This window comes from Pseudomonas botevensis, from assembly GCF_019145475.1.
GTDB lineage: Bacteria > Pseudomonadota > Gammaproteobacteria > Pseudomonadales > Pseudomonadaceae > Aquipseudomonas > Aquipseudomonas botevensis.
The window spans coordinates 21,771-45,254 of sequence record NZ_JAHTKI010000038.1 but is presented as its reverse complement, the minus strand read 5'-3'; the positions used below and the strand labels follow the sequence as shown (position 1 = coordinate 45,254).

Annotated in this window: 20 protein-coding genes and 1 pseudogene; 6 read left to right on the top strand and 15 right to left on the bottom strand. The window is 61.8% G+C overall.

Annotated elements, in window-relative coordinates; genetic code table 11:
* Positions 1–15 precede the first annotated feature (15 nt).
* Both waaA and KVQ74_RS28460 read right to left on the bottom strand, forming a co-directional pair.
* Positions 16–1,290 (bottom strand): lipid IV(A) 3-deoxy-D-manno-octulosonic acid transferase, encoded by a 1,275-nt coding sequence (gene waaA, locus KVQ74_RS28465; protein WP_217834696.1) that lies wholly within the window; start codon positions 1,288–1,290, stop codon positions 16–18.
* An 11-nt stretch (positions 1,291–1,301) separates the two neighbouring features.
* Positions 1,302–2,204: a LysR family transcriptional regulator gene (locus tag KVQ74_RS28460; protein ID WP_217834695.1), complete on the bottom strand. Its 903-nt coding sequence runs from the start codon at positions 2,202–2,204 to the stop codon at positions 1,302–1,304.
* Positions 2,205–2,305: 101 nt separating this feature from the next.
* Here KVQ74_RS28460 and KVQ74_RS28455 point away from each other — a divergent pair, with 101 nt between their 5' ends.
* The 4 genes from KVQ74_RS28455 to KVQ74_RS28440 all read left to right on the top strand — a co-directional run bounded on the left by KVQ74_RS28455 (position 2,306) and on the right by KVQ74_RS28440 (position 5,725).
* Positions 2,306–2,638, top strand: a complete 333-nt coding sequence (locus KVQ74_RS28455) for a DMT family transporter (RefSeq protein WP_085585270.1) — start codon at positions 2,306–2,308, stop codon at positions 2,636–2,638.
* 108 nt (positions 2,639–2,746) lie between these two features.
* Positions 2,747–3,922 carry an NAD(P)/FAD-dependent oxidoreductase gene (locus tag KVQ74_RS28450; RefSeq protein WP_217834694.1) on the top strand — a complete coding sequence of 392 codons (1,176 nt, stop codon included), beginning with the start codon at positions 2,747–2,749 and terminating at the stop codon, positions 3,920–3,922.
* A complete protein-coding gene (locus tag KVQ74_RS28445; RefSeq protein WP_217834693.1) occupies positions 3,919–4,731 on the top strand; it encodes an aldo/keto reductase in 813 nt (270 codons plus the stop codon). Before KVQ74_RS28450 ends, KVQ74_RS28445 begins: the two co-directional genes overlap by 4 nt.
* A gap of 31 nt (positions 4,732–4,762) precedes the next feature.
* Positions 4,763–5,725: a metal ABC transporter ATPase gene (locus KVQ74_RS28440; RefSeq protein WP_217834692.1), complete on the top strand. Its 963-nt coding sequence runs from the start codon at positions 4,763–4,765 to the stop codon at positions 5,723–5,725.
* Positions 5,726–5,769: 44 nt separating this feature from the next.
* Here KVQ74_RS28440 and hldE read toward each other — a convergent pair whose 3' ends face one another.
* The 4 genes from hldE to msbA form a co-directional block, all read right to left on the bottom strand.
* A complete protein-coding gene (gene hldE, locus KVQ74_RS28435) occupies positions 5,770–7,194 on the bottom strand; it encodes a bifunctional D-glycero-beta-D-manno-heptose-7-phosphate kinase/D-glycero-beta-D-manno-heptose 1-phosphate adenylyltransferase HldE (protein ID WP_217834691.1) in 1,425 nt (474 codons plus the stop codon).
* Between the two features lie 102 nt (positions 7,195–7,296).
* Positions 7,297–7,908 (bottom strand): adenylyl-sulfate kinase, encoded by a 612-nt coding sequence (cysC, locus tag KVQ74_RS28430; protein WP_217834690.1) that lies wholly within the window; start codon positions 7,906–7,908, stop codon positions 7,297–7,299.
* On the bottom strand, positions 7,901–8,605 hold the full coding sequence (locus tag KVQ74_RS28425; protein WP_217834689.1) for a sulfotransferase family 2 domain-containing protein: 705 nt from the start codon (positions 8,603–8,605) through the stop codon (positions 7,901–7,903). Before KVQ74_RS28425 ends, cysC begins: the two co-directional genes overlap by 8 nt.
* 167 nt (positions 8,606–8,772) lie before the next feature.
* On the bottom strand, positions 8,773–10,575 hold the full coding sequence (gene msbA / locus KVQ74_RS28420) for a lipid A export permease/ATP-binding protein MsbA (RefSeq protein ID WP_217834688.1): 1,803 nt from the start codon (positions 10,573–10,575) through the stop codon (positions 8,773–8,775).
* A gap of 154 nt (positions 10,576–10,729) precedes the next feature.
* Here msbA and KVQ74_RS28415 point away from each other — a divergent pair, with 154 nt between their 5' ends.
* Positions 10,730–12,592: a bifunctional O-antigen ligase/aminoglycoside phosphotransferase family protein gene (locus tag KVQ74_RS28415; protein WP_217834687.1), complete on the top strand. Its 1,863-nt coding sequence runs from the start codon at positions 10,730–10,732 to the stop codon at positions 12,590–12,592.
* Positions 12,592–13,809 carry an acyltransferase family protein gene (locus KVQ74_RS28410; RefSeq protein ID WP_217834686.1) on the top strand — a complete coding sequence of 406 codons (1,218 nt, stop codon included), beginning with the start codon at positions 12,592–12,594 and terminating at the stop codon, positions 13,807–13,809. The genes KVQ74_RS28415 and KVQ74_RS28410 overlap by 1 nt, the downstream gene beginning before the upstream one ends.
* 18 nt (positions 13,810–13,827) lie before the next feature.
* Here KVQ74_RS28410 and KVQ74_RS28405 read toward each other — a convergent pair whose 3' ends face one another.
* The 9 genes and pseudogenes from KVQ74_RS28405 to KVQ74_RS28365 all read right to left on the bottom strand — a co-directional run bounded on the left by KVQ74_RS28405 (position 13,828) and on the right by KVQ74_RS28365 (position 23,427).
* The gene (locus KVQ74_RS28405; RefSeq protein ID WP_318837896.1) at positions 13,828–14,748 is read right to left on the bottom strand and encodes a glycosyltransferase; all 921 of its coding nucleotides are present in this window, start codon (positions 14,746–14,748) and stop codon (positions 13,828–13,830) included.
* Positions 14,745–15,905, bottom strand: coding sequence for a glycosyltransferase family 4 protein (locus KVQ74_RS28400; protein ID WP_217834685.1), 1,161 nt, complete (start codon positions 15,903–15,905; stop codon positions 14,745–14,747). The genes KVQ74_RS28405 and KVQ74_RS28400 overlap by 4 nt, the downstream gene beginning before the upstream one ends.
* A complete protein-coding gene (locus KVQ74_RS28395; RefSeq protein WP_217834684.1) occupies positions 15,868–16,785 on the bottom strand; it encodes a DUF6625 family protein in 918 nt (305 codons plus the stop codon). Before KVQ74_RS28395 ends, KVQ74_RS28400 begins: the two co-directional genes overlap by 38 nt.
* Positions 16,786–16,836: 51 nt before the next feature.
* Positions 16,837–18,267 (bottom strand): PIG-L deacetylase family protein, encoded by a 1,431-nt coding sequence (locus KVQ74_RS28390; protein ID WP_217834683.1) that lies wholly within the window; start codon positions 18,265–18,267, stop codon positions 16,837–16,839.
* An 8-nt stretch (positions 18,268–18,275) separates the two neighbouring features.
* Positions 18,276–19,172 carry an antimicrobial resistance protein Mig-14 gene (locus KVQ74_RS28385; protein WP_217834682.1) on the bottom strand — a complete coding sequence of 299 codons (897 nt, stop codon included), beginning with the start codon at positions 19,170–19,172 and terminating at the stop codon, positions 18,276–18,278.
* A complete protein-coding gene (locus tag KVQ74_RS28380) occupies positions 19,172–20,302 on the bottom strand; it encodes a glycosyltransferase (protein ID WP_217834681.1) in 1,131 nt (376 codons plus the stop codon). Before KVQ74_RS28380 ends, KVQ74_RS28385 begins: the two co-directional genes overlap by 1 nt.
* Positions 20,286–22,043: a carbamoyltransferase family protein gene (locus KVQ74_RS28375; protein ID WP_217834680.1), complete on the bottom strand. Its 1,758-nt coding sequence runs from the start codon at positions 22,041–22,043 to the stop codon at positions 20,286–20,288. Before KVQ74_RS28375 ends, KVQ74_RS28380 begins: the two co-directional genes overlap by 17 nt.
* A gap of 228 nt (positions 22,044–22,271) precedes the next feature.
* Positions 22,272–23,049: pseudogene (locus tag KVQ74_RS28370) on the bottom strand (DUF3800 domain-containing protein); the annotation flags it as partial.
* 42 nt (positions 23,050–23,091) lie between these two features.
* Complete coding sequence (locus tag KVQ74_RS28365; protein WP_217834679.1) at positions 23,092–23,427, bottom strand: YceK/YidQ family lipoprotein; 336 nt, start codon at positions 23,425–23,427, stop codon at positions 23,092–23,094.
* Positions 23,428–23,484 lie beyond the last annotated feature (57 nt).

The window sequence follows — 23,484 nt, the reverse complement described above, 5'->3', positions numbered from 1 at the left end:
CATCTCGATGGCCGGTTATTTGATCAGTCGACCCAAACCATCCAGCAGGCGCTGCAACGCGCCCTGATTGCGCCGCATCACGCTCAACCCGGCATCGGCCATGCGTTGCGCATCCCGTGGCAACTCGAACAGACGCTGAACCTCCACCGCCAGACCTTCGGCATCATCGACCTCGACCAACGCCCCGGCGCTGCGCAGTTGCGCGGCGATGTCGAGGAAGTTGAACAGGTGCGGGCCGCTGATCACCGGTTTTGCCAGGGCTGCCGGCTCCAGCAGGTTGTGTCCGCCGTTCGGCACCAGACTGCCGCCGACGAAGGCGCTGTCGGCCAGTGCATACAGAAACAGCAACTCGCCCATGGTGTCGCCGAGCAGCACCGACGTTCCAGCCTCAACATGGGCGCCGCCGGAACGGCGCACCGTGGCAAAACCTTCGCGCTGACACAACTCGAACACGGAGTTGAAGCGCTCCGGGTGACGCGGCACCAGAATCAGCAGCGCATCGGGATGGTTCGCCAGCAACCGACGATGGGCATTCAACACCACTTCGTCCTCGCCTTCGTGGGTACTCGCGGCGATCCACACCGGTCGTTCCAGCGCCTGCCATTGCCCGCGCAGATCAGCGGCGCGTTGCAGCAGTTGCGGGTCGATGGTCAGGTCGAACTTGATCGAGCCGGTGACTTCGACCGTCTCCGCACGCGCGCCCAACTCGCGAAAGCGCTGCGCCTCGGCGTCGGTCTGCACGGCGAACAGGCTCATTTCGGCGAGCATCGGCGCGGTCAGTTTGCTGAACCGGCCATAGCCCTTGGCCGAACGCTCGGACAACCGGCCGTTGGCCAGCGCCACCGGAATCCCGCGTTTGGCGCACTGGTGAATGTGGTTGGGCCACAATTCGGTTTCCATGATGACCGCGAGTTTCGGTTGCACGCGATCGAGAAACCGCGCCGCCGCACACGGCAAGTCATAAGGCAGGTAGCAATGCTGAATCCGCGGTTCATCGGCGAACATCGCGTGGATGCGCTCCGAACCGGTCGGGGTCATGCAGGTCACGGTGATCGGCAACTGTGGATAACGTTGCAGCAGCGCACGGATCATCGGCGCCGCCGCGATGCTTTCGCCCACCGATACCGCATGCACCCAGATGCCGCCGGGTTGCAGCGCGGGCATGGCGTAGCTGAAACGTTCGCCAATCCGCTTGGCATAGGCCGGCGCCTTGCGCGAACGCAGCCATAGCCGAATCGCCACCAATGGCAGCCCCAGGTAAAACAGCACGGTGTAGAGAGTTCTATTCATGGCGGCGGAGTTTATCGACTTTTGCCGCCGATCGCCCGCAGGTGTATGGCAAATCGCTCCGCCAGCCAGCGGGCGGCCGGGCCGAGCGGTTCGTCACGGCGCCAGACCAGTTCCACCACCAGCGCCGGGGGTGTCCATTCGCTGTCGAGTTCGACCATCAACCCCTGATACGCCGAGTACTGCACCACATGGCGCGGCAGCCAGGCCCAGCCTAGATCGCGTACCAGCCATTCGGCCATCACGTAGAAGCTGTCGGCCCGCCAAACCTGCGGGCTGGCGGGTTCGTTGCCGGGATAGACGCTGGTTTGCGTCGACATCAGCAATTGCCGGTGTTGCGCCAGTTGCTGACAGGTGACGTAGGGCTGCGTCGCCAGTGGATGGTTGACGCCGCAGACCGTGACCATTTCCACGCTGCCGAGTACGCGGCGCTCCAGCGCTTCGGGGATTTCATCGTGGTAGAACAGCAGACCGAGGTCAGCCTTGCGCTCCACCAGTTTGCGCGACACCTCGCCCTGGGCGGCGCTGGTCAGTTGCACTTCCAGGCTGGGAAACTGCTCGGCCAGCGCGCCGAAACTTTCCACCAGCGCCTGATAGGGCATTGCCTCGTCCTGGGCCACGCGCAATTGCGCTTCCTGGCCGCGCATCATCGCCATGGCCCGACCATTCAGGCGCTCGCACTGGCGCAACACTTCCCGCGCCTCTTCGAGCAACGCCTCGCCGGCCTCGGTAAGACTCGGCTGACGACCGCTGCTACGCTCGAACAGACTGACCCCAAGATCATCTTCCAGCAGCGCAATGGCACTGCTGATCGCCGATTGCGCCTTGCGTTGCTGGCGGGCGACGGCCGAAAACGAACGATGCTCGGCGACGCTGACGAACACCTGCAACTGCTCCAGATTCCATTGCATGCTCATGGGCAACCCATCTCCAAAACAGATAGGTAATGACTTTACCCCATCTGGCGAATCCCTAGAATGCCGACCTCAGCAAGCAACATTTACATGAGGATTGAACCATGACCGCCTACGCCTACCTGGCCATTGCCATCTGCGCCGAAGTGATCGCCACTGTTTCGATGAAAGCGGTCAAGGGTTTCAGCACGCCCCTGCCTTTGCTGCTGGTCATCGTCGGCTACGGGATCGCGTTCTGGATGCTGACCCTGGTGGTGCGCAGCGTGCCAGTGGGCGTCGCCTACGCGGTGTGGGCGGGCATGGGCATCGTGATGGTCAGCGTCGCCGCGTTGTTCATCTATGGGCAGAAGCTCGATATACCGGCGATGCTGGGAATGGCGTTGATCGTGCTGGGCGTGGTGGTCATCCAGCTCTTCTCGAAAACCGCCGGGCACTGACGGCAGCGACAAGCCTCAAGCTGCAAAGCTGCAAGTTTTCGGCTCCGGGTTGCAGCTTGCAGCTCGAAGCTTGAAACTTGCAGCTTCTTTAAGCCCTGAGGTCGTTGCATGCCATCCGTTATTTCCACCGACGTTCTGATTGTCGGCGCTGGTGTCGCCGGCCTCTGGCTGAACGCGCGCCTGCGCCGCCAGGGCTTTTCGACCGTGCTGGTGGAGAGCGCCAGCCTCGGTGGCGGGCAGAGCGTGAAATCCCAGGGAATCATCCACGGCGGCGCCAAGTACGCGCTGCATGGTGCGCTGACCGGCGCCTCAGAAGCCATCGCCGACATGCCGCGCCGCTGGCGTGAAGCGCTGGCCGGTGACGGCGAGCTGGATCTGCGCGGCGTGCGCCTGCTGTCCGAAGCCCATTACCTGTGGTCGCCGGGCACCCTGGCCGGCAACCTCACCAGTTTCTTCGCCAGCAAGGCCGTGCGCGGCCGGGTCGATCAGGTCAAGGGCGAGCAACTGCCGCCGGCCCTGCAGGACAAGCGCTTCAAGGGCAAGGTCTACCGTCTCGCCGAACTGGTGATCGATGTGCCGAGCCTGGTTCAGCGCCTGGCGGATCTGGCCGGCGACGGTCTGCTCGCCGGGCGAGATATTCAACCACTGCTGGAAAACGGCCAACTGGTCGGCCTGAAAGTCGACGAGCGCGAGATCCGCGCCCAGCGCATCGTGCTCAGCGCCGGCGCCGGCACCGAAGACCTGCTCAAGGCCCTCGGTCTGAGCCAGCCGGCCATGCAACGCCGACCGCTGCACATGATTCTCGTCAAGGGACCGGGCCTGAAGCCGCTGTACGCGCACTGCCTGGGCGGCGGCACCAAGCCGCGCATCACCGTGACCACCCATCCGGCCGCGAACGGCCAGTGGGTCTGGTATCTGGGCGGCGACATCGCCGAGGCCGAGGGCGTGGCCCGCGAGCCAGCCGAGCAGATCGCCACCGCGCAGAAGGAACTCGGCCAGTTGCTGCCGTGGATCGACCTGGGCAGCGCGCAATGGGCGACCCTGCGGGTCGACCGCGCCGAGCCGCTGCAAACCGGCCTGACCCGCCCGGACAACGCCTTCCTCGCCGAGCAGGATCGGCTGCTGGTGGGCTGGCCGACCAAACTGGCCTTGGCCCCGGACTTCGCCGACCGGGTGCTCGCTGCGCTGCAGCGCGACGGCATCCAGCCAAGCCACGCCGCCCTGCCGTCGGACCTGCCGAAACCACCGATGGGCGTTCCGGCCTGGGAGCAATTGCTGCCATGACCCTGCCAACCCTGCACGAACTGCACCGCCCATTGGGCAGCATCGGTCTGATGGTTTCTCCTCTTGGCCTGGGCACCGTGAAGCTGGGCCGCGACCAAGGCGTGAAATATCCCAACGGCTTTCAGATCCCCGACGATGACGCGGCGCGCATGCTCCTGCGTCAGGCTCGGGATCTGGGCATCAACCTGATCGATACCGCCCCGGCCTACGGCCGCAGCGAAGAACGCCTCGGCCCGCTGCTGCGTGGCCAGCGTCAGGACTGGGTGATCGTCAGCAAGGTCGGCGAAGAGTTTGCCGATGGCCTGTCGTGCCACGACTTCAGCGCGGCCCACACGCGCATGTCGGTGGAGCGCAGCCTGCAACGCCTGGAAACCGACTTCATCGATCTGGTGCTGGTGCATTCGGACGGCAACGACCTGGCGATCCTCAACGACTGCGAAGTCTACGCCACCCTCGCGGCGCTCAAGGCCGAAGGCAAGATTCGCGGTTTCGGCTTTTCCGGGAAAACCGTCGACGGCGGCCTCAAGGCGCTGGAGCAAGGCGATTGCGCGATGGTCACCTACAATCTGAACGAACAAAACGAGAAGGCAGTCATTGACTATGCTGCTGACCACGGCAAAGCCATTCTGGTGAAAAAAGCCCTGGCCAGCGGCCATGTGTGCCTGAGTCCCGGCGTCGACCCGGTGCGCGCCAGCTTCGAGTTGTTGTTCGCCCAGCCCGGCGTGGCCAGTGCTATCGTCGGCACGATCAATCCGCTGCACCTCGCCCACAACGTTGCGACCGTTGCCCAGGTCATTCGTGGTCACTGACGCCGCTTCGCGGCCTTAAGCAGGAGCCGACATGCCGCGCACGCTCATCCGCAAGAACCCGAGCAACTTCAAGACGCTGCCGCTGTTCGTCGAAGCGACCCCCGAAGGTCTGGCCTACCAGAGCGTCGGCATGCCGCTGAATTTCGCCCAGACCCTGCAACGGCGAAAGCCGGTCACGGTGCCGGACGCCGAGCGTTTCGCACTGGAGCTGGCCAACCTCGGTGTATCGGTGCGACTGACCCTGCATTGGCAGAACCGCGACTATTGGGTGCTGGTGCGCCAGCGCCGGCAGGATCGCGGCGATGTGGTACTGAAACTGATTTCCGGCTACGTGCCGGCCCATGAGCTGAATATTCCGCTGCACACAGCGATTCAGGAGATCGCCGAAGAGTGCCTGCTGGAAACCCCGGAAGGCTGGCTCGGCGGGCGCTTCAACGACACCTGGCTGCCGGCGCCCTACGCCGCCGCGCTGCATTACCGCGAGGCGTTGCCGTTTCGCCTGACGCCGCTGTCCGGCTCGGCGCGCCCGGTGCGCTGCGCCAATCTGCAATTGCTCGAGCGGCCACGGGCCTATGTGCATCTGCCGACCGCCTCCTTGCAGTTGATCTACGATTTGCGCCTGGAGGTGCCGAAGGAAGCCAAGACCTTGAGTCTGTTCCATGTCGACGAACGTCTTGAGGGCGATCAACTGGTCGCGCGGCTCGACCGCAAACGTCCGGACCTGTATCTGATGCCGTTGCAGGACGGCGAACCGCTGGCCGAGCTGTATACGCTCAAGAAGGGTCAGTTGTCCCCGGCGGGCACCCGTGGGCTGTATCTGGCGGAGAGTTTCGCCAGACAGGACGGCTGGCTGGTGCGCGACGAGCGGATTCGCTGGAAGGACTGGCTGCGTCAGCAGGGTTTGACAGCGCCAGACAAGGACACCGGATTGGCGCGCTTGCGTGGCAAGGCGAAGCAATTGCTGAAGAAGATCGTGCCGCGCAAGACGGCTTGATCCTGATTGCTCCCACGCAGCGCGCGGGAGCAATCAAGTACAGGTCATTCGGACTTGCGGATTTTTTCCACAATCGCGGTGGTCGAGCTGTTTTCCACCAGCCCCAGCACCTTCACGGTGCCGCCGTAGGCCTTGACGATATCGGCGCCGACCACCTGATCGATACCATAGTCGCCACCCTTGACCAGCACGTCCGGCTTGACCTCGCGCAGCAGGTTCTCCGGGGTGCCCTCGGCAAAACTGATCACCCAGTCCACCGCGCCCAGGCCAGCGAGCACCGCCATGCGTCGGTCGACGCTGTTGATCGGCCGTCCCGGGCCTTTCAGACGGCTGACCGAGGCGTCGTCGTTGATCGCGACAATCAACCGGTCGCCCTGCGCCCGCGCCTGCTCGAGGTAGGTCACGTGGCCGGCGTGGAGGATGTCGAAGCAACCGTTGGTGAAGACGATCTTCTCGTTGTGCGCCCGGGCATCGTCAACCGCCAGCAGCAGTTGCTCCAGACCCAGCACACCGCGCTCGGAACCTTCCTCGCGCTGAATCGCACGGCGCAGTTCCGGGGCGCTGATCGCCGCCGTACCGAGCTTGCCGACCACAATGCCAGCGGCAAGGTTGGCCAGCGCTACCGCATGCGGCAGCTCTTCGCCAGCGGCAATTGCCGCCGCCAGAGTGGAAATAACCGTGTCGCCGGCACCGGTCACGTCGAACACTTCACGGGCACGGGCCGGCAGATGCAGCGCCGGGTGCTCCGGACGCAGCAGGGTCATGCCGTGCTCGCCACGGGTCACCAGCAATGCGCCGAGTTCCAGGTCGTGCATCAGCTTCGCGCCCTTGCTCACCAGTTCGTGCTCATCGGCGCAACCGCCGACAATGGTTTCGAACTCGCTGAGGTTGGGGGTGATCAGGCTCGCGCCACGGTAGATCGAGAAATCCTTCCCTTTCGGATCGGCCAGCACCGGAATGCCTTTGGCACGGGCGGCCTGGATCAGCGCCTGATGGTTTTTCAGCGCGCCTTTGCCGTAGTCGGACAGCACCAGCACCTTGATACCTTCCAGCAGATCGTCAACCTGGGAGGCAAGCGCGAGGGCGTCCGTGGCAAACGGTTCTTCGAAGTCGATACGCAGCAATTGCTGGTGCCGGCTCATGACCCGCAGCTTGACGATGGTCGGCTGGTGCGCGATGCGCTGGAACAAGGCCTTTACGCCGGCACCCTTGAGGCTGTTGCTCAGGCTGTCGGCGGCCTCGTCGTCACCGGTCACACCGACCAGCGACGCCGGCGCACCCAGCGCGGCAATGTTCAAGGCAACGTTGGCGGCACCGCCCGGACGGTCTTCGATTTGCTCGACCTTTACCACGGGAACCGGCGCCTCAGGGGAAATCCGTGAGGTCCCACCATGCCAGTAACGGTCGAGCATGACATCGCCGACCACCAAGACAGGGGCTTGATCGAATCGCGGCATGGACAACTTCATGGAGCAACCCACATACAAAATGAACAGGGGCGCGATATTAGCACAGGGTTGGCGAAGGCTTGTGCGACGGCTGCAACAGGATGAAACAACGGGGTTTTTTGCTCATTTTTTGAGCAGGATGGCTGCAAGGCAGCGGCAGGCCGTCGTCAGCTCGAGTGCGTCGGTATCAATCCGGCACTCGGCCGCCAGCGGCGCTTCGTACGGGCTGTCGATGCCTGTGAAATCCTTGATCCGCCCTTCACGCACGGCGCGGTACAGGCCTTTGGGATCGCGTCGGGCGCAGACTTCAAGGGAGGTGCTGACATGCACTTCGATAAAGTCACCCGCAGCAAACAGCTGACGCGCCGCCTCCCGCTCTGCGCGGAACGGCGAAATGGCTGCGACGATCACAATCAGTCCGGCATCGAACATCAGGCGTGCCACTTCACCCATACGCCGGATGTTCTCGCGCCGACACCCGTCGCCCATCCCCAGATCGCGGCACAAGCCATTGCGCACATTGTCGCCATCAAGCAGGAAGGTGTGCAGGCCGTATTGATGCAGGTGCAGTTCAAGGGCATTGGCCAGGGTCGATTTGCCGGCCCCCGACAACCCTGTCAGCCACACGCAGCGCGGTCGTTGCTTCTTGAGCGCCGCACGGGCCTGATTCGACAGCGCCAGTTCATAGGGCCGGATGGCCGATGCATTTGTCGTCAAGCAAAGCGCTTCATTCATAGCCGAGCAGCTCATAGTCACGTTGATAGACCCGCCGCACCAGACGCCGGGTACGCAGCGTGCAGAGCTCCCGCGCCAGCATCGGGCGCCGTTGCCGGGAGACGTTGATGCGGGGCAGTTGGCTCGCCAGCCCCAACTGCTCGCAGACCAGGCCGAAATCCCGCTCCAGATGTTCCTGATAACCGATGAAATCCAGCGCCAGATGCCCCAGCGAGTCGGTGAGAAAGTCGGTCTGCGCAGCAAAGTGCAATTGGCGCGGGATGGTTTCGGCATGCAGCCAGCGAGCGACAAACTCGTCGAAATCACGGTAATTGCGTACCAGTTGCTGCGCGGCATGATCGCGCCCGCTCAGCTCGTTGCCGCGCAAAAAGGCGTAGGCCGAATAAGCGCGCTCCAACGGGTCGCGCACGAAGGCGAATTTGTAGACGGCCGCGAACTGCTCGGGAAACTGTTCTTCGTACCAGTACAACGGCAGATGGCCGGGACGCCAGCCATCGAACATTGCCGTACACACGCTGCTGCCGGCACATTTGGGCACATGGATGAACAGGCAGGCGCGCCGCTCGAACGCCTTGGGAAAGGTCAGGTTGGCTGACATCGACTTGTTCACCACTTGCCGGTCGACCACCGACAGGCGCCCCAACAGAAAGGCCCGCTGCGGCTTGGGCAGCAGTTTCCAGAGATAGCGTTGCAGCATGAGAGTACCCGCGCGACGGGGATGGCCCCCTCGATGAAAATCAAAGTTCGTTCAGGAACCTTAACAAGCGCGGTGCCGGGTTTTATTCCGGTTTGGTCAAGAAGCGTAAAGGTCTGGATACAAACCGATGAGGGCGCGGGACGGCGCCCTCATCGGTTGCTCGGGGGTCAGGCGATGTCTTCGGCCGGGGCGTCGAGGCCCAGCGCATTCAGGCGGGCGTAGTAACCGTTCTGCGCGAGCAGCGCATCATGGGTGCCGCGCTCGACGATCCGCCCTTGGTCCATGACCAGGATCAGATCGGCTTTCTCGATGGTCGACAGACGGTGGGCGATCACCAGCGTGGTACGGCCCTTCATCACCTGGTCCAGCGCAGCCTGGATGTGCCGTTCGGACTCGGTGTCGAGGGCCGAGGTGGCCTCGTCGAGAATCAGCAGCGGCGCGTTCTTGAGCAAGGCGCGGGCAATCGCCAGGCGCTGGCGCTGACCGCCGGAGAGCAACACACCGTTCTCGCCGACCTGGGTGTCCAGGCCATTGGGCAGTTGCGAGATGAAGTCCATCGCGTAGGCATCACGCGCAGCCTTCTCGATATCTTCGCGCGGCGCACCGGCCAGGTCGCCGTAGGCGATGTTGTTGGCCACGGTGTCGCTGAACAGCGTGACGTGCTGGGTCACCTGGGCGATGTGACGACGCAGGTTCAACAGCTTGTATTGCTCCACTTCCACGCCATCGATGAGGATTTCGCCCTTGTCGTGGTGGTAGAAACGCGGAATCAGGTTCGCCAGGGTCGACTTGCCGCTGCCCGAGCGCCCGACCAGAGCCACCATCTGCCCCGGCTCGGCCGAGAAGCTGATGTCGTCGAGCACCTGACGATCGGTGCCCGGATAGGTGAAGCTCAGATTGCGCACGTCCAGGCGACCGCTGACCGAGTCGCGCTCGACCGTACCGGTATCGACTTCCGGCGCGACGTCCAGCTGTTCGAAAATGCTTTCGGCGCCCGCCACGCCTTTCTGGATGGTCGAGCTGACCTCAGACAACTGACGGATCGGTTTCGGTAACAGACCGGCCAGGGTGATGTAGGCCACCATGTCACCGGCCGAGGCATCGCCACGCAGGAACAGCACCAGGAACATCAGCACCGCCATGGCGCTGTAGATCACCAGTTGCAGCATCGGCGTATAGATCGCGCCGGTACGGGTCATGCGCAGTTGCTTGTCGGTGTTGCTCTGGCTGGCGTTCAGGAAGCGTTGTTCTTCGTACGTCTCGCCACCGAAGCTGCGTACCACGCGATAACCCTGGATGGTTTCCGAAGCGACGTGGGTGACGTCGCCCATGGCCGCCTGGATCTTCTTGCTCTGCTTGCGGAATTTCTTGCTGGCGGTGCGCACCATCACGGCGATGAGCGGCAGGATCGCCACCATCACCAACGTCAGCTTCCAGTTCATGAACAGCAGCGAGGCGAACAGGAAGATCACCGTCATGCCTTCACGGATTACGACCTTGATCGCATCTGTTGCCGCCCCCGTGACCATTGTCACGTTGAAGGTGATACGCGAAATCAGATGACCGGAGTTATGCTTGTCGAAGTAGCGATTGGGCAGGGTCAGCAGGTTGTTGAACAGCTGGATCCGCAGGTCGTGTACCAGGCCGAGGGAAACCTTGGCCAGAAAGTAGTTGCCCAGATACGACCCCAGCCCCTGCCACGCGGCGATCAGGATGATCAGCAGCGGAACGGCCTGCAGCAGTTGCAGGTCGCGCAGGTACGGCACGGTCGGAAACAGCACCGCCTCAGGGTTGGACAGGCCGTCGACAAAGTACTTGAGGATGTAGCCGAGCATCGGCTGGGTCGAGGCGAAAATCAGGAAACCGACGATGCTGATCAGGAACAGACTGATATACGGCCGGACGTAACCGAGCAGTCGGAAGTAGATTTTAAGGCTCGAAGGGCTTGCGGCGGGACTGGAGTCGGTCATATCACGCGAAAGTCGATAAAAAGGACGCTGACTTTAGCACAGCTTGTTCGGGGTTCTGGCAATCGGCGAAAGGCTGGTATTGTTAGGCATGTTTTCCAGCATCAAATAGCCATCATCCGAATGGTCGATCAACTTCAGGATTGAATCTCACAGCATGCAACTTCGCAGCTTCAGCAGTACGTCCAATCGAGTTTTCGATTTCATCAGCCTGTGGATTCTACCCACCGGCTATTTCTTGCTCTTGTGCGCGCTGTTTTTTCTGCCGGGCCGCAGCCTTCATCACAAACTGTTTTATGGCTTGTTCAGCATTCCGACGCTGATCGCCCTCTGCCTGCGCCCGCGCGAACTCAAGGAGCTGCTGCGCGAGCCGATTTTCGTCGCGATCCTGCTGTTTGTCGTCTGGGCGTTGCTAAGCCTGTGCTGGGGGCCGCATGACGAACCGGTCGGCGGGATGTTCAAACCGCCGCTGCATACCCTGCTGCTGTTTGCCGGCTGCTATCTGCTGGTGCGTTATCGCAGTGACATCCTGCAACCCCTGCTGTTTCTCGCCGCCCTGGTGGCGCTGATTGCCACGACTTGCTACCTGTTCATGTTCGCCCGGGTCTATGAACCGGGCATGCGCCTGATCGGTGGCGGTGCCTTCGACAACCCGCTGCTCAGCTCGCACCTGTTCGGTTTTTTCTGCGCCTACTGGCTGAGCGTGACCATGACCTGCAAGCGCCAGCGAATGATGTGGCTGAGCGTGCCGGCGATGGCGATCATGTTCATGGCGGTCATCGGCACCGGCTCCCGAACTCCGCTGGTGGCCCTCACCATGGCAGCCTTGTGGCTGAGCTTCATCTGCTGGAATCGCCGCTCGATTGCACTTCTGGCGGCAATGGCCGTGAGTGGCCTTACGGTTTTCGTGCTGTTCGCACAGATGATTTTCGAGCGCGGCGACTCGTACCGCCTGGAAATCTGGCAAATGGTCCTGCACAAGATCGCCGACCACCCCTGGCTCGGTCATGGCTACAGCGCCAGCCTGGCGATCGATCCGGGGGTCGGTTACAACTTCCAGGAACCGCACAGCTTTGCCCTCGGCGTGCTCTATTACGTGGGCATCCTCGGCCTGATTCCCTGGCTGTTCTTTCAGGCATGGGCGCTGTCGAGCAGTTGGCGCCAGCGTGTGCAACCGCTGCTGATCGTCGCCTCGACCTGGCTGGTGTTCGGCATCGGCGCCGGGCTGACCGAAGGTGGCGGAATCATTTCGCGACCCAAGGAGCACTGGTTCCTGTTGTGGATTCCTCTGGCGCTGATCGCGGCCTTGAGCATCAACCAGCGAGCCCGGCGCCTGCTGACCTTGCCGGTGCAACCTCTGTCGGTGGCCGGTTTGCAGCAACTGAGCAGCGACGCCCAGGTCATCGAAGAAGACGGCCTCGGCCCGAAAGTCCTGCGCCTGTCCGATGGCAGCTTCCTCAAGCTGTTCCGACCTCGCCGCTGGTATACCTCGGGTAGTTTCAATCCGTATTCCGAGCGTTTCGCCGTCAACAGCGAGCAATTGCGCCAGATGGGCATCCCCACCCCGCAAGTACTCAACCTGTATCGACTGAGCGATGGCAGCAGCGCGGTGCATTACGCGCCACTGCCGGGCCACACCTTGCGTCAGGTGCTGCAGGGCATCACCGCGCCGGCAGTGCGCCAGGCGCTGGTCGAACGTTTCGGCAAATTCATGGCCCAGTTGCATGAACAGGGGGTGTATTTCCGCTCGCTCCATCTGGGCAACGTACTGGTGCTGGAAGATGGCGAATTCGGGCTGATCGATCTGGCCGACCTGCGGGTCTACCCGTCGCCCCTCAGCCTCGCGTTGCGTCAGCGTAATCTGCGCCACATGCAACGCTACACCGTGGACAAGCGCTGGCTGTTCGAAGAACACCTTGACGCCCTGCTCCAGGGGTACGCTGTCACCGCGTCGAAATCCGCCGTGGACAATCTGCACAGGCAAGTGCTGGCCGCCAATACACCGGCGCAGGTTCAATGATGAACGAAACCAATCCCCTGATTGCGCTGGTCGCTTATTCACTGGCCATCGTATCCGCCGCACTGTTGCTGCGTGCCGTGCCGAAGATCGCCCGTCACCTGCAGCATTCCGGCGAAAGCCGCTATGCCAGCATCGATGGACTGCGCGGCTACCTGGCGTTCGGTGTATTCGTACACCACTCGATCATCACCTGGATCTTTTTGCGCACCGGTGTGTTCGAGTTTCCGCCGAGCAACTTCTACTCAATGCTCGGCCAGGGCAGCGTGGCCCTGTTCTTCATGATCACCGGTTTTCTGTTCTGGGGCCGTCTGCTGGCCCAGGGCCGAGAGCACGACTGGCTGGCGTTCGGCGTGTCACGGGTGTTCCGCCTGTATCCGCTGTATCTGCCGCTGATGCTGATCGTCTTCGCGACAGTGTTCCATTTGCAAGGCTGGGAGCTGAAGGAACCGGGCATCCAGCTGTTGAAACAGATTCTGGCCTGGCTGAGCTTTGACCGGCCAGACATCAATCAATACCCGCAGACCGGCATGCTGATCTCCAACGTCACCTGGACGCTGGCCTACGAAGTGTTTTTCTATCTGGCACTGCCCCTGGCCGCGACGGCGTTCATCTTCCGCAGCAACTGGCGGCAGATTCTGCTGTGCCTGATCGGGATCTATGCGCTGTATCAACTGGTCGGCTGGGAGCATTCGCTGAAGAAGCACTTCATTGCCAGTTTTCTCGGCGGGATTGCAGCAGCGTACTGGGTTCGCCGGCCACAACTGGTGGCGTGGGGCCGGACACGGCTGGCGAGCGTAATCGCCATCGTGGCCCTGGTCGTTGCCTTCACGGCATTCAACCGGGCATTCAAGACGACGCCGCTGTTTCTGCTGTCACTGTTTTTCGTGATCGTGGCATCCGGCAACACGCTGTTCGGGGCGCTGAAACCGCGCAGCATTCGCTGGCTCGGCGAGATCAGCTACAGCACGTATCTGCTGCACGGCTTCGTGCTCTGGCTGATGGTCCAGCGCTTGCCGCTGGCGCTGCATCTGGATGCCCGGGAAACCTGGGTCTACCTGCCGTTGATGGCGGTATGCACCTGCCTGCTGATTCTGATCAGCAGCGCCACCTTCCTGTACATCGAGCAGCCGGGCATGAACGCGGGCAAGAGAATCGTGCAATGGCTGCGCCTGCGCCAGAAGGACAACAGGCCTGTGACGGAAAAGGTCGCTCGCTGACCGCGAGCGACCCGCACCTCAGTCTTTTTCCAGCGGCGAAAACAGCAGGCGACCCAATCCACGCCAGGTCTTCTTGTTCCACGCCTTGAACGGAATCTGCGCCAGCAGCTCCCGCGCCAGCTTGCGATCGCGGTTGGCGGTCTTCAGGAACATCGAGTTGAGCGCCTTGTAGCGCACCTCGTCGTACAGCGGATGATCGCTGAACAACGCATAGGTGCGCAGGATGTTGTCGATCATGAACCGGTGGTTCTTGTAGGAGTTGGTGGCGTGCTTGCGATAGCGCGCCATCAGCACGTTCAGACCATCGATGAAGTAACCCGCATGGGTGACCTTCAGCTCGATCGCCAGGTCTTCCAGGCGAATCTGCGGATCGAACCCGCCGACCTTCTCCAGTGCCTCGCGGCGGATCATCAGGGTCGGTGCTGGCGGATACGGCTTGCGCTCCAGCAACATGTCCTCGAAATCGAGACGGCGGAATGGCACGTCACGGCGCTGGCGCTTTTCCGGATATGGCTTGCCTTCGGCGTCCATCAGCTCGATGTTGCCGGCGCAGATGCCGACTTCCGGCTTGCCGTCCATGTAGGCGACCTGCGTGGCGATACGCTCCGGCAACATGATGTCGTCGGAGCCGAACGGCACGATCAGGCTACCCTTGGCTCGGGCGATCGCCCCGTTGAGCGTGCTGGTCAGGCCCTGGTTCTGCTGCACACGAAAATCAAAACCGTGCTGCGCCTGCAAGGCGTTGATGCGCGCGACGCTGTCGTCCTTCGAACCGTCATCGACAACCAGCAGCTCGATGTTCTGGTAGCTCTGGTTGATGACGCTGAGAATGCTTTCTTCGATGTACGGGCCGTGGTTGTACGACGCAATGATGACGGTGACGATCGGCTGCGCACCGCTCCGGGATGTTTCTTTGGTCACGTTGTTTTCTTCGCTCACGGCTGTTGCTGCTCCTTGCGGGCCAGTTCCAGGCCAGAGTCGATCAGGTTGAAGTACTCCTGACGGAATACCTCGATGTCGTGGTGTTCCTGGAGATACCGATACGCCTGCTCGCCCTTGGCCCTGAGCTCGTCATCGGACAGCGCCAGGTAGGTGTCGAGCGCCGCGACCAGGCTCGGAACGTCCTTCGGCGTGATGGTCAGTCCACCGGCACCTTCGATCAACGGCAGCATTGCCGGTACGTTGGACGCGATGACCGGCAAGTGCCCGCTCATGCCTTCGAGCAACGCCAGGCCCAGCCCTTCGGCCAGCGAAGGCATGGTCCAGATATCGAACGCACGCACATATTGCAGGGCGTTTTCCTTGAAACCCAGCAGGTGCGCACGGCCGGTCAGGCCCAATTGCTCGATCTCGGCCGCCAGCGACGACTCCAGACGCCCGGCGCCGATGATCGCCAATTGCGTGTTCGGATACTTGTCCTTCAGCGCGGCAAACGCCTGCAACAGATAGGTATGGCCCTTGACCGACACCAGCCGCCCCAGTGCGCCGATCAGGCGCACGTTCGGGTCGATGCCGAGCATTTCCCGGGCGCGCTCGCGACTGTGCTGCAAACCCTCGGCCTGCTCGATGTCGATGGCGTTGGTGATCGCCCAAGTGTTGGCGTCGGTGAAACCGCAGTCGCAATCCAGCAGGTACTGCTTGACCGCCGGCGAGACCCCGACAAAACGCCAGTGCCGATCGATCAGGCGCTGGGTCTGGCGACGCCGGTAAAACCGGTCGTACTCGCCGAAGCCGTGGGAAATCCCGATGCACAGTGGCACCTTCAGCCAGCGGTTGAGCGCCAGCATCATGTTCACCGGTTTGAAGCGATTGCAGATCACCACATCGAACTTTTCCCGGCGGCAGAACTTGTAGAGCTGCCACATGGCACGCAGGCGCATACCCTTGAGGGACTTGTCGGAAAACTCGAAATACACCGAACGATCGGACCGGCTCACAGGTTCGCCCGGCCCGGGCTTGCCGCGCAGAAACGCTGCGGTCACCTCATAGCGATCCGTCGGCAGCGCCTTGACGATCTGCTCGGAGAGGTCGGCAAAATCATGGGCTTTGATGTTGTAGTCAGGCTGCAGTTGCAGAACCTTTGACCGTTGACTCATATGACTCCCCGTGGAAACCCGTTGCATCGATGATCCACCCCGGACCGGCGGCAATGCGCCTGATCTCGGCCGGATCGGGTTGAGGCAACCGAGACCATTCGTTGCGTTTCCAGCAAACGAAATGGAAATACGGAAACCGGCGATCGCCATCGCGATCATTGCTCAAATTGCCATCGCGCCAGAACCACTGGCGCGGAAAATCGTTCGTGCCGTCGTGCCACTTGATGCAGCCACCCGGCGTACTGAACGCCTCGGTGAATTCGCTGCGGCGGCGCCACGGGTTGAGCTTGCCCACCAGGGTGAACAGCGGCTCGGGAAAATTCTTGCGCCACATGAAGATGCGGCTGAACGCACCCTCATCCAGCGCATGGTGCGCCTGATCGGTAAACCGCAACCGCCAGTCCTTCATCTGCATGAACAGCTCGCGCTTGCGCGCGGTATTGCGCATCAGACACAGATGGCCGGCGACCCGACGCTCGTGCGTCGAAAACAGGTCGTAGCCTGCCAGGCGATCCGGGGTGAAGTAACTTCGCAGGTCACCGTACACCAGGTCAATATCGCCGAACGCCCAGAAATCGTAGCCTTGCAGGCGATCGGCGTGGATGTGCCCAAGGGCCGGCTTGATATCGCAGAGCTTGTACGCCGCCTTCGGCGCAAAGTCGATCTGCAATCGTTGCGACACCAGCGCACAGTAATCGCAAAACGTCATGGCCTCGACCGTGACATTGGGCGGCAGATCCGCCGGTGTACCGCAGTCACTGAACAGCAGCCAGTCGATGTCCGCGTTGCGCCGGCAACTCTCCAGGAAAAAAGGCATCCAGAACGGCCATTGGCCAAAATACGGAATCAGAAACAGAATCCGTGGACGTGGATTGATCACAGAAATTCACTCGGTTATCGAACATGGCGCCATGCTAGGCCGCGAATGACTTCAATTCTGCTTCACAGATGTTTCACCATGCTTCAGAAGCCAGAACAACTCCTGGCGCCTGACCGCTTTGCGGAAGAATTCGTTCTCACCGTAGACCGATGGCACTCTACTGGCGAGCACTCTCTGGATCAATCGCCGCAGACGTCGCTTGAACGGTGCCGGGGGTTGCAGATCATGCATCATACCCAGGGCCATGGCCTTGTCGCGCTGCTGCTCGATGGACAACGGCAGACAGCACGGCTGCATCGGCACGCCCGAATCGAACGCGGGCGGCAGCGCAATGCCCTGCCCCGAGTTGCCCATCGGCCAGCGGTCGTTATCGTGCAGGTGGTTGGCGTAGCCGAGCAGGGTCGGCTGCCAGTCGAGGCCGTTCAAGGCTTCCAGCACCGCTTGCTGGGCACAGAGATGGTCGGGATGTGGATCGAGCGTCGGATGCGGCAGCACGATGACGTCCGGGCGCGCCCGTAACAGCACCTCGCGCAGGTCGGCCAACAGATTGTTCCAGGTCGGCGCGCCATCGGCATCGCCGGGCAGCGTGAACGGATTCAACTGACGAAACAGCCGGGTGTCGCTCAGATCGGCTTCCCGCGAGGCCACCGCCTGATTCGGTGCAGCCTGCATGGCCGCCAGTTGCAGGCAGAAATAACCCAGCTGCACGCAGCGTTCCTGCGCGACTCCGGCCCAGCGCGGCACGGTGAGACTGTCCCAGGCACGCAGACGCCCCTTGAGCCGCGCCGCCTCGACCTTGTTCATGCCCATCTGCTGATAGTGTTCGGCTTCGATCTCGCCGGCGGTCAGGGTGACGATCCACGCCTCGTCGGCCTGACTGTACAAACCGTAGGCAGCCAGTTCCGCATCGTCGGCGTGGGGAGCGATGACCATCACCCGCTGACGACGGTAGTCCGGCTGCTCCAGCGCCCATAGCAGCGGCTCGCCGGAGACCCGGCAGAAACGTCCGCGCAGATGCAACTGGCCCTGGGACAGGGTTTGCGCCTGTCCGCTGAGGTTGAGGTAACGCAGGCCGTTGACGCCGCGTTCGAAGGTCTGCGCATCGGGATTCGTGCCGCCGGCCAACTCGACCCGAGGATCGAAGAAACGCCCAAGCCAGGTACTTTTGACCCGCACGGCGAGGATCAGCGTCGCGTCGTCCACCAGCATCACGCCTTCGTCCAGGCGCAGATGTCCGCCGTTCAGATGCACTTTCGGCTGCGGCGTGAACGGCGGAAAGCTGTATTGGTAATCGTCTTTTGGCGAGTAGAACAGGTGATCGGCGAACCACGCCTCATGGGCGACCCAGCCGACGACCGCCAGCACCAGCGGCAGCCACCAGGCCACCAGCACGCCAAGAGCGATCAGCACGGCCAGCGCGATCAGCAGGCCGATTCGTTTGTTGCGCCGGTGACGCTTGAGCAATTGCTGTTTGCGGCTCATGGGCTGACTCATACGGTGAAGACCGGCACAGGATTGCACCAGCGATCCTTGTATTCACGGTCGGCGCGACCGAAGGAAAAACGCAGCGGCTTATCCAGCGCCCGCGCGTGTTCCCAGGCACTTTGCGTATTGAGGAAGCTGAGCACGCTGCCGGGACTGAATTCGCGGGTTTCGGGGTCGACGCCGCCGTTGATGTACTCGACGCTGATCCACTGCGGCGCTTCGACGCGGTACACCAGTTGAATCGCGATCGGTGCATCGTTGAGGAAGATCACCGAACCGATCAACAGCTCGCGCAACAGCTCGATGACCTCGGCCATCCGTGCCGCGCCGGTGGCGGGGAAACCCCAGCGGCGCTGGAACAGATCGCAGTAGATCGCCGCCAGTTCGGCGCTGGAAAACTCGCCGACCGGACGCACCACCCCGCCCGCCTCTTCCAGTAGACGCAGCTCGCGACGCTGGTTGTAGCGAAACTTTTTCGACAGTTCTTCGGGGGTACGGGCCATGGCCAGTTGTTCGGCCTGCAACTTGAGACCGCTGAAGCGGTTTTCGTTGAGCGCCGACAGGTAGCGCCCGCGATGCCGCAGCGCGGCCTGGGCGTCAGCGGCGGCCGGCAGGATCAGCTCGGCGTTGCCGAGGTCGAACAGACCTTTCTTGCCACTGCGCTTGAGCACATCCTTGGACAACGCCAGATCGCGGCCCCAGGTCGGAATCGCGGCTTTGACTTCGCCTTGCTGCTCCCAGGCCAGATAACGCACGGGGATGCCGGCCAGATCCGCCAGACGCTCGACCACCATGGGATGAGTCGCGACGCTGCCGCCGAAACGCTGCCAGGCCTGTGCATAAGTTGAGGCGTCGACGGGCGACCAGCCACGTTCGCGCCAGCCTTGAAATCGGTTGAGCATCAGCCCCTCGGTGCCAGATCGATGACTTGCGGCAAACGCCAGAAGGTGTCACGCACCGCGCGGTCGGAGAAGCGCTCGCGCAGACGGTCGAGCATCAGTTCCGCGCATTGGCGGCGCTGTTGCTCGTCCATGCCGGCCAGATGGTGCAGGCCCTGGGCCAGGTGCTCGGCATCGCCGAGCGGGAACAGAATGCCCACGCCTTCGACCACTTCCTTCGCCCCGCCACAGGCGGTGGCCAGCAACGGCACGCCGGCCGCCATGGCCTCCAGCAGCACCATGCCGAACGGTTCGTGATCGGAGCTCAGGGCGAACACATCGAAGGCGCGGAAGTAATTGCGCGCGTCCGGCACCTGGCCGAGAAACAGCACCCGGTCACCGACGCCCAGTTCCCGGGCCAGTTCCTTGAGGTCCTGTTCCAGACGGCCCTTGCCGAGAATCACCAACTGACTGTTGCCCGGCAACCCCGGCAACGCCTTGGCAAAACCGTGCAGCAGGGTGGCCTGATCCTTGTCCGGGTGCAGACGGCCGACGTTGCCGACAATCCAAGCGTCCGGCGCCAGACCAAGGGTTTCCCGGGCCTCCCGGGCGGACACCTGGCTGGCTTGCAAGGCTGGCACGTCGATGCGGTTATAAAGCGTCTGGATCCGCGCCGCCGGCCATTTCGGCAGGCAACGGCGCATGTCGTCGCGCACCGCGTCGGACACGCCGAGCAGGCTCAGGCGCTTGCGGAAAATCTGTGCGAACAGTTTGCGCGAGCCGCGTTTGTAATCGTCAAACGCGTGATGCACGCCAATCACCGGCAGCGACGTGCCGAGCAAGGCGATATAGATCGGCTTGAAGCGATGGGCGATGCAGAAACTGAAATTGCGCGAAGCGGCGATCTTGCGCAGATCGCCGATGGCGCCCAGCTTCAGGCCACGAATGGCCTTGGAGCTGTATTCCATGAACAACACTTCGTCGGAGGCGCAGGCGGCGGCCACCTCGCTATCGGCGGCCCCGGTCAGAAAGACCGTGGTCACCCGATAACCGGTGCCCGCGAACAGGCTGGCGTACTGCCGCGCGCAGTCCAGAAACGGCCCGTCATAGCCGTGGCAGAACTGCAGCACATGGCGTTCAGCCGAGCGTGTCATAAGCGTCTGCACCCTCTTTGACCACCAGGATGTCTTCCATGATCAGGTATTGCAGATCGGAGCCGAAGAACATGTTCAGGGCATCGGTCGGCGAGCAGATCATCGGTTCGCCACGACGGTTGAGCGAAGTGTTCAGGGAAACGCCGTTGCCGGTCAGGTTTTCCAGGGCCTTCATCATGTCGTAGTAGCGCGGGTTGTATTCGCGCTTGAGCACCTGGGCACGGGAGGTGCCGTCTTCGTGGACGACTTCCGGCACGCGGGTTTTCCACTCTTCGGCGACTTCGAAGGTGAAGGTCATGAACGGCGCCGGGTGATCGATCTTGATCATCTGCGGTGCAACGGTGTCGAGCATCGACGGGCAGAAAGGCCTCCAGCGCTCGCGGAACTTGATCTGGTGGTTGATACGGTCGGCCACACCGGCCACGCTCGGGCAGCCGATGATCGAACGACCACCCAGTGCACGCGGACCGAACTCCATGCGGCCCTGGAACCAGGCCACCGGGTTGCCGTCGACCATGATCTTGGCGATCTGCTCCGGCATGTTGTCGAGTTTGCGCCAGGTCGGCTTGTTCTCGTGACGGGCGCACGCGGCGATCACGTCTTCGTTGCTGTACGACGGGCCGAGGTAGACGTGTTCCATCTTCTCGACCGGCACGCCACGGGCGTTGGACACATAAGCGGCGGCACCGACCGCAGTGCCGGCATCGCCGGATGCAGGTTGCACGAACAGCTCTTTGACGTCGTCGCGGGCGATGATTTTCTGGTTGAGCTTGACGTTCAGCGCACAGCCACCGGCGTAGGCCAGTTTGCCGGTTTCCTTGAGCACGTCGCCCAGGTAGTAATCGATCATCTGCAGCGCAATTTTTTCAAACAGCGCCTGAATGCTGGCGGCGTAGTGGATGTACGGCTCGTCGGCGATGTCGCCTTCGCGCTTCGGACCCAGCCACTCGATCAGCTTCGGCGAGAAGTAGTAACCCTTGCCTTTCTCTTTATAGCGACGCAGGCCGATGACGTTGGCGTAGTCGGTGTTGATCACCAGTTCGCCGTTCTCGAACGAGGCCAGGCGCGAGAAATCGTATTTGCTGGCGTCGCCATACGGCGCCATGCCCATGACCTTGAACTCGCCGTCCAGCATGTCGAAACCGAGAAACTCGGTGATCGCGCCGTACAGGCCGCCGAGGGAGTCCGGATCGAAGAACTCCTTGAGCTTGTGGATCTTGCCGTTTTCGCCATAACCGAAGAAGGTCGTGGCGTACTCACCCTTGCCGTCGATGCCGAGGATCGCGGTTTTCTCTTTGAAACCCGAGCAGTGGTAGGCGCTGGAAGCGTGGGCCAGGTGGTGTTCAACCGGCTCGATCTTGATTTTCTTCGGATCGAAACCCAGTTGCTCCAGGCACCAGACGATCTTGTTGCGATAGCGCTTGTAGCGACGGTTGCCCATCAGGATCGCGTCGAGTGCACGGTCCGGGGCGTACCAGTAGCGCTTGGCGTACTGCCAGCGAGCCTTGCCGAAAATGCTGATCGGAGCGAAAGGAATCGCGACCACGTCAACGTCGGACGGCTTGATGCCGGCCTGCTCCAGGCAGAACTTCGCCGATTCGTAGGGCATGCGGTTCTTTGCATGCTTATCGCGTACGAAGCGCTCCTCCTCAGCTGCCGCCACCAGCTTGCCGTCGATGTACAAGGCGGCTGAAGGGTCATGGCTAAGGGCGCCGGACAGGCCAAGAATCGTCAATGCCACAGGGGTCTAGCCTCTTTAGTCTGCATGCAGGCGCGATGCGCCTCGAAAAGTAATGTGCCCCTCGCACCGGGCGAGAGACAGCTAAAGGGCGGGATTATAGCGTAAAAGCGCCGGCAGGCCGCTAGCGGAACTGGCAAGGCATTGCGTTGACACGCGGAAGAGCCCAGACGTAGACTTTGACGCAAATGGGCTGGGGGATCCCGGTCGGCGTCGCAGCCTCAGTGAGTATCACTGGGGCTTTTCGCTTTCTGGAGGCGGGAAAAGTTTCAGCCCCCAGTTTTCAAACCCCGCACCCTCTACTCCGCCCACCACTGCAATAGAACTTGCGCTTTAGCACGTCAAAGGCACGGTTTTCCTGACCCGGCCTCAATACGCTCATCCCGATGGGTCTGGCGACAAGATCAGCGAATTGCAATCCCGTGGAATTGACCTGTTTAGTGGCAAAGATGATGTCAAACGGCAACTGAACTCCCCACCGATTCATGCCGTCGCACATCCGACGAAACTCAAACTCGAGTTCGTTATCCTCTCGTTTCCCTCGACGCTCGAAGATCACATGAGTTAATGCACTTTGCTGACTCTTTTCTTGCAAGAACTCATAAAGCGTTTCCAGACAAAAACCGAGCGCCAAGTGATAAGGGTTTTGAGCAAAACCTTGTTTTTCACGTAGTGAAGCTTTGTCGATAACGCAACTGATCAAGATGAAGTTGCTGGCATTGATAATGTCCGTCAACTCATCAAGAAAAGCCGTTTTGTGCTGCCTTGAAGCGAAAAGGCCCGAGAACGCCCCCTTCTCTTTTCGAATGTCCAGCTCATGCAGACCAACCAGGTCGTGGCCCATATGGTCAAACTTGAACTTTTGAAGCGCAGGTATGACCTGCTCGCAGTAGTGCCGTTTATGGAAGGCACAAAAAGCGAGTACGAAGATTGGGTAGTGAGCATCGAGCGTTTGTATTCCCTGGTCGCCGCTCTCATCAACATAGACAATGAAGTCGCTGAACTTCCCGGCCTGATTCATCGTGCCAATGTCATCAAGGGAATCGCACTGTCATCCACGCCCCGCACGCCAATAAATACTGATATTCCCCTCCATGACCTGCCGATAAACCGTATACGGCAGCACCACCGTATCCAGCACCCCGGACAGCGGCAGGTCCACCAGCACGAACGGCAGCAGGATGCCGGTCGGGTCCGGGGGGGCATTCATTGCGCAGAAGTCGTAGGCCAGGCCGCTGTAGACCCGGGGAAGGGTCTGGCAGTAGGTTTTCAGTTTTCTGAGATCGCGGGCGACGTCGGCCTCGTCCTGCAACACCGTGACGACGCTGCCGCAGCCGCTGAGCGCCCATGAAAAAAAACCGATAGTCAGCGCCATTTTGATGGTCAAGATTTGCCCTCCGTGTACGTCCGGGCAAACTAGCATCGGGGTTGCTGGCGGGGCAGT

Excerpts from the sequence above, each read along its gene's own strand:
- KVQ74_RS28440 (WP_217834692.1), top strand. The coding sequence starts at position 4,763 with ATGCCGCGCACGCTCATCCGCAAGAACCCGAGCAACTTCAAGACGCTG.
- KVQ74_RS28390 (WP_217834683.1), bottom strand. The coding sequence starts at position 18,267 with ATGAGCCGCAAACAGCAATTGCTCAAGCGTCACCGGCGCAACAAACGA.
- KVQ74_RS28460 (WP_217834695.1), bottom strand. The coding sequence starts at position 2,204 with ATGAGCATGCAATGGAATCTGGAGCAGTTGCAGGTGTTCGTCAGCGTC.
- KVQ74_RS28415 (WP_217834687.1), top strand. The coding sequence starts at position 10,730 with ATGCAACTTCGCAGCTTCAGCAGTACGTCCAATCGAGTTTTCGATTTC.
- hldE (WP_217834691.1), bottom strand. The coding sequence starts at position 7,194 with ATGAAGTTGTCCATGCCGCGATTCGATCAAGCCCCTGTCTTGGTGGTC.
- KVQ74_RS28445 (WP_217834693.1), top strand. The coding sequence starts at position 3,919 with ATGACCCTGCCAACCCTGCACGAACTGCACCGCCCATTGGGCAGCATC.
- cysC (WP_217834690.1), bottom strand. The coding sequence starts at position 7,908 with ATGAATGAAGCGCTTTGCTTGACGACAAATGCATCGGCCATCCGGCCC.
- KVQ74_RS28385 (WP_217834682.1), bottom strand. The coding sequence starts at position 19,172 with ATGCTCAACCGATTTCAAGGCTGGCGCGAACGTGGCTGGTCGCCCGTC.
- KVQ74_RS28410 (WP_217834686.1), top strand. The coding sequence starts at position 12,592 with ATGAACGAAACCAATCCCCTGATTGCGCTGGTCGCTTATTCACTGGCC.
- KVQ74_RS28455 (WP_085585270.1), top strand. The coding sequence starts at position 2,306 with ATGACCGCCTACGCCTACCTGGCCATTGCCATCTGCGCCGAAGTGATC.
- KVQ74_RS28425 (WP_217834689.1), bottom strand. The coding sequence starts at position 8,605 with ATGCTGCAACGCTATCTCTGGAAACTGCTGCCCAAGCCGCAGCGGGCC.
- msbA (WP_217834688.1), bottom strand. The coding sequence starts at position 10,575 with ATGACCGACTCCAGTCCCGCCGCAAGCCCTTCGAGCCTTAAAATCTAC.
- KVQ74_RS28450 (WP_217834694.1), top strand. The coding sequence starts at position 2,747 with ATGCCATCCGTTATTTCCACCGACGTTCTGATTGTCGGCGCTGGTGTC.
- KVQ74_RS28400 (WP_217834685.1), bottom strand. The coding sequence starts at position 15,905 with ATGAGTCAACGGTCAAAGGTTCTGCAACTGCAGCCTGACTACAACATC.
- waaA (WP_217834696.1), bottom strand. The coding sequence starts at position 1,290 with ATGAATAGAACTCTCTACACCGTGCTGTTTTACCTGGGGCTGCCATTG.
- KVQ74_RS28380 (WP_217834681.1), bottom strand. The coding sequence starts at position 20,302 with ATGACACGCTCGGCTGAACGCCATGTGCTGCAGTTCTGCCACGGCTAT.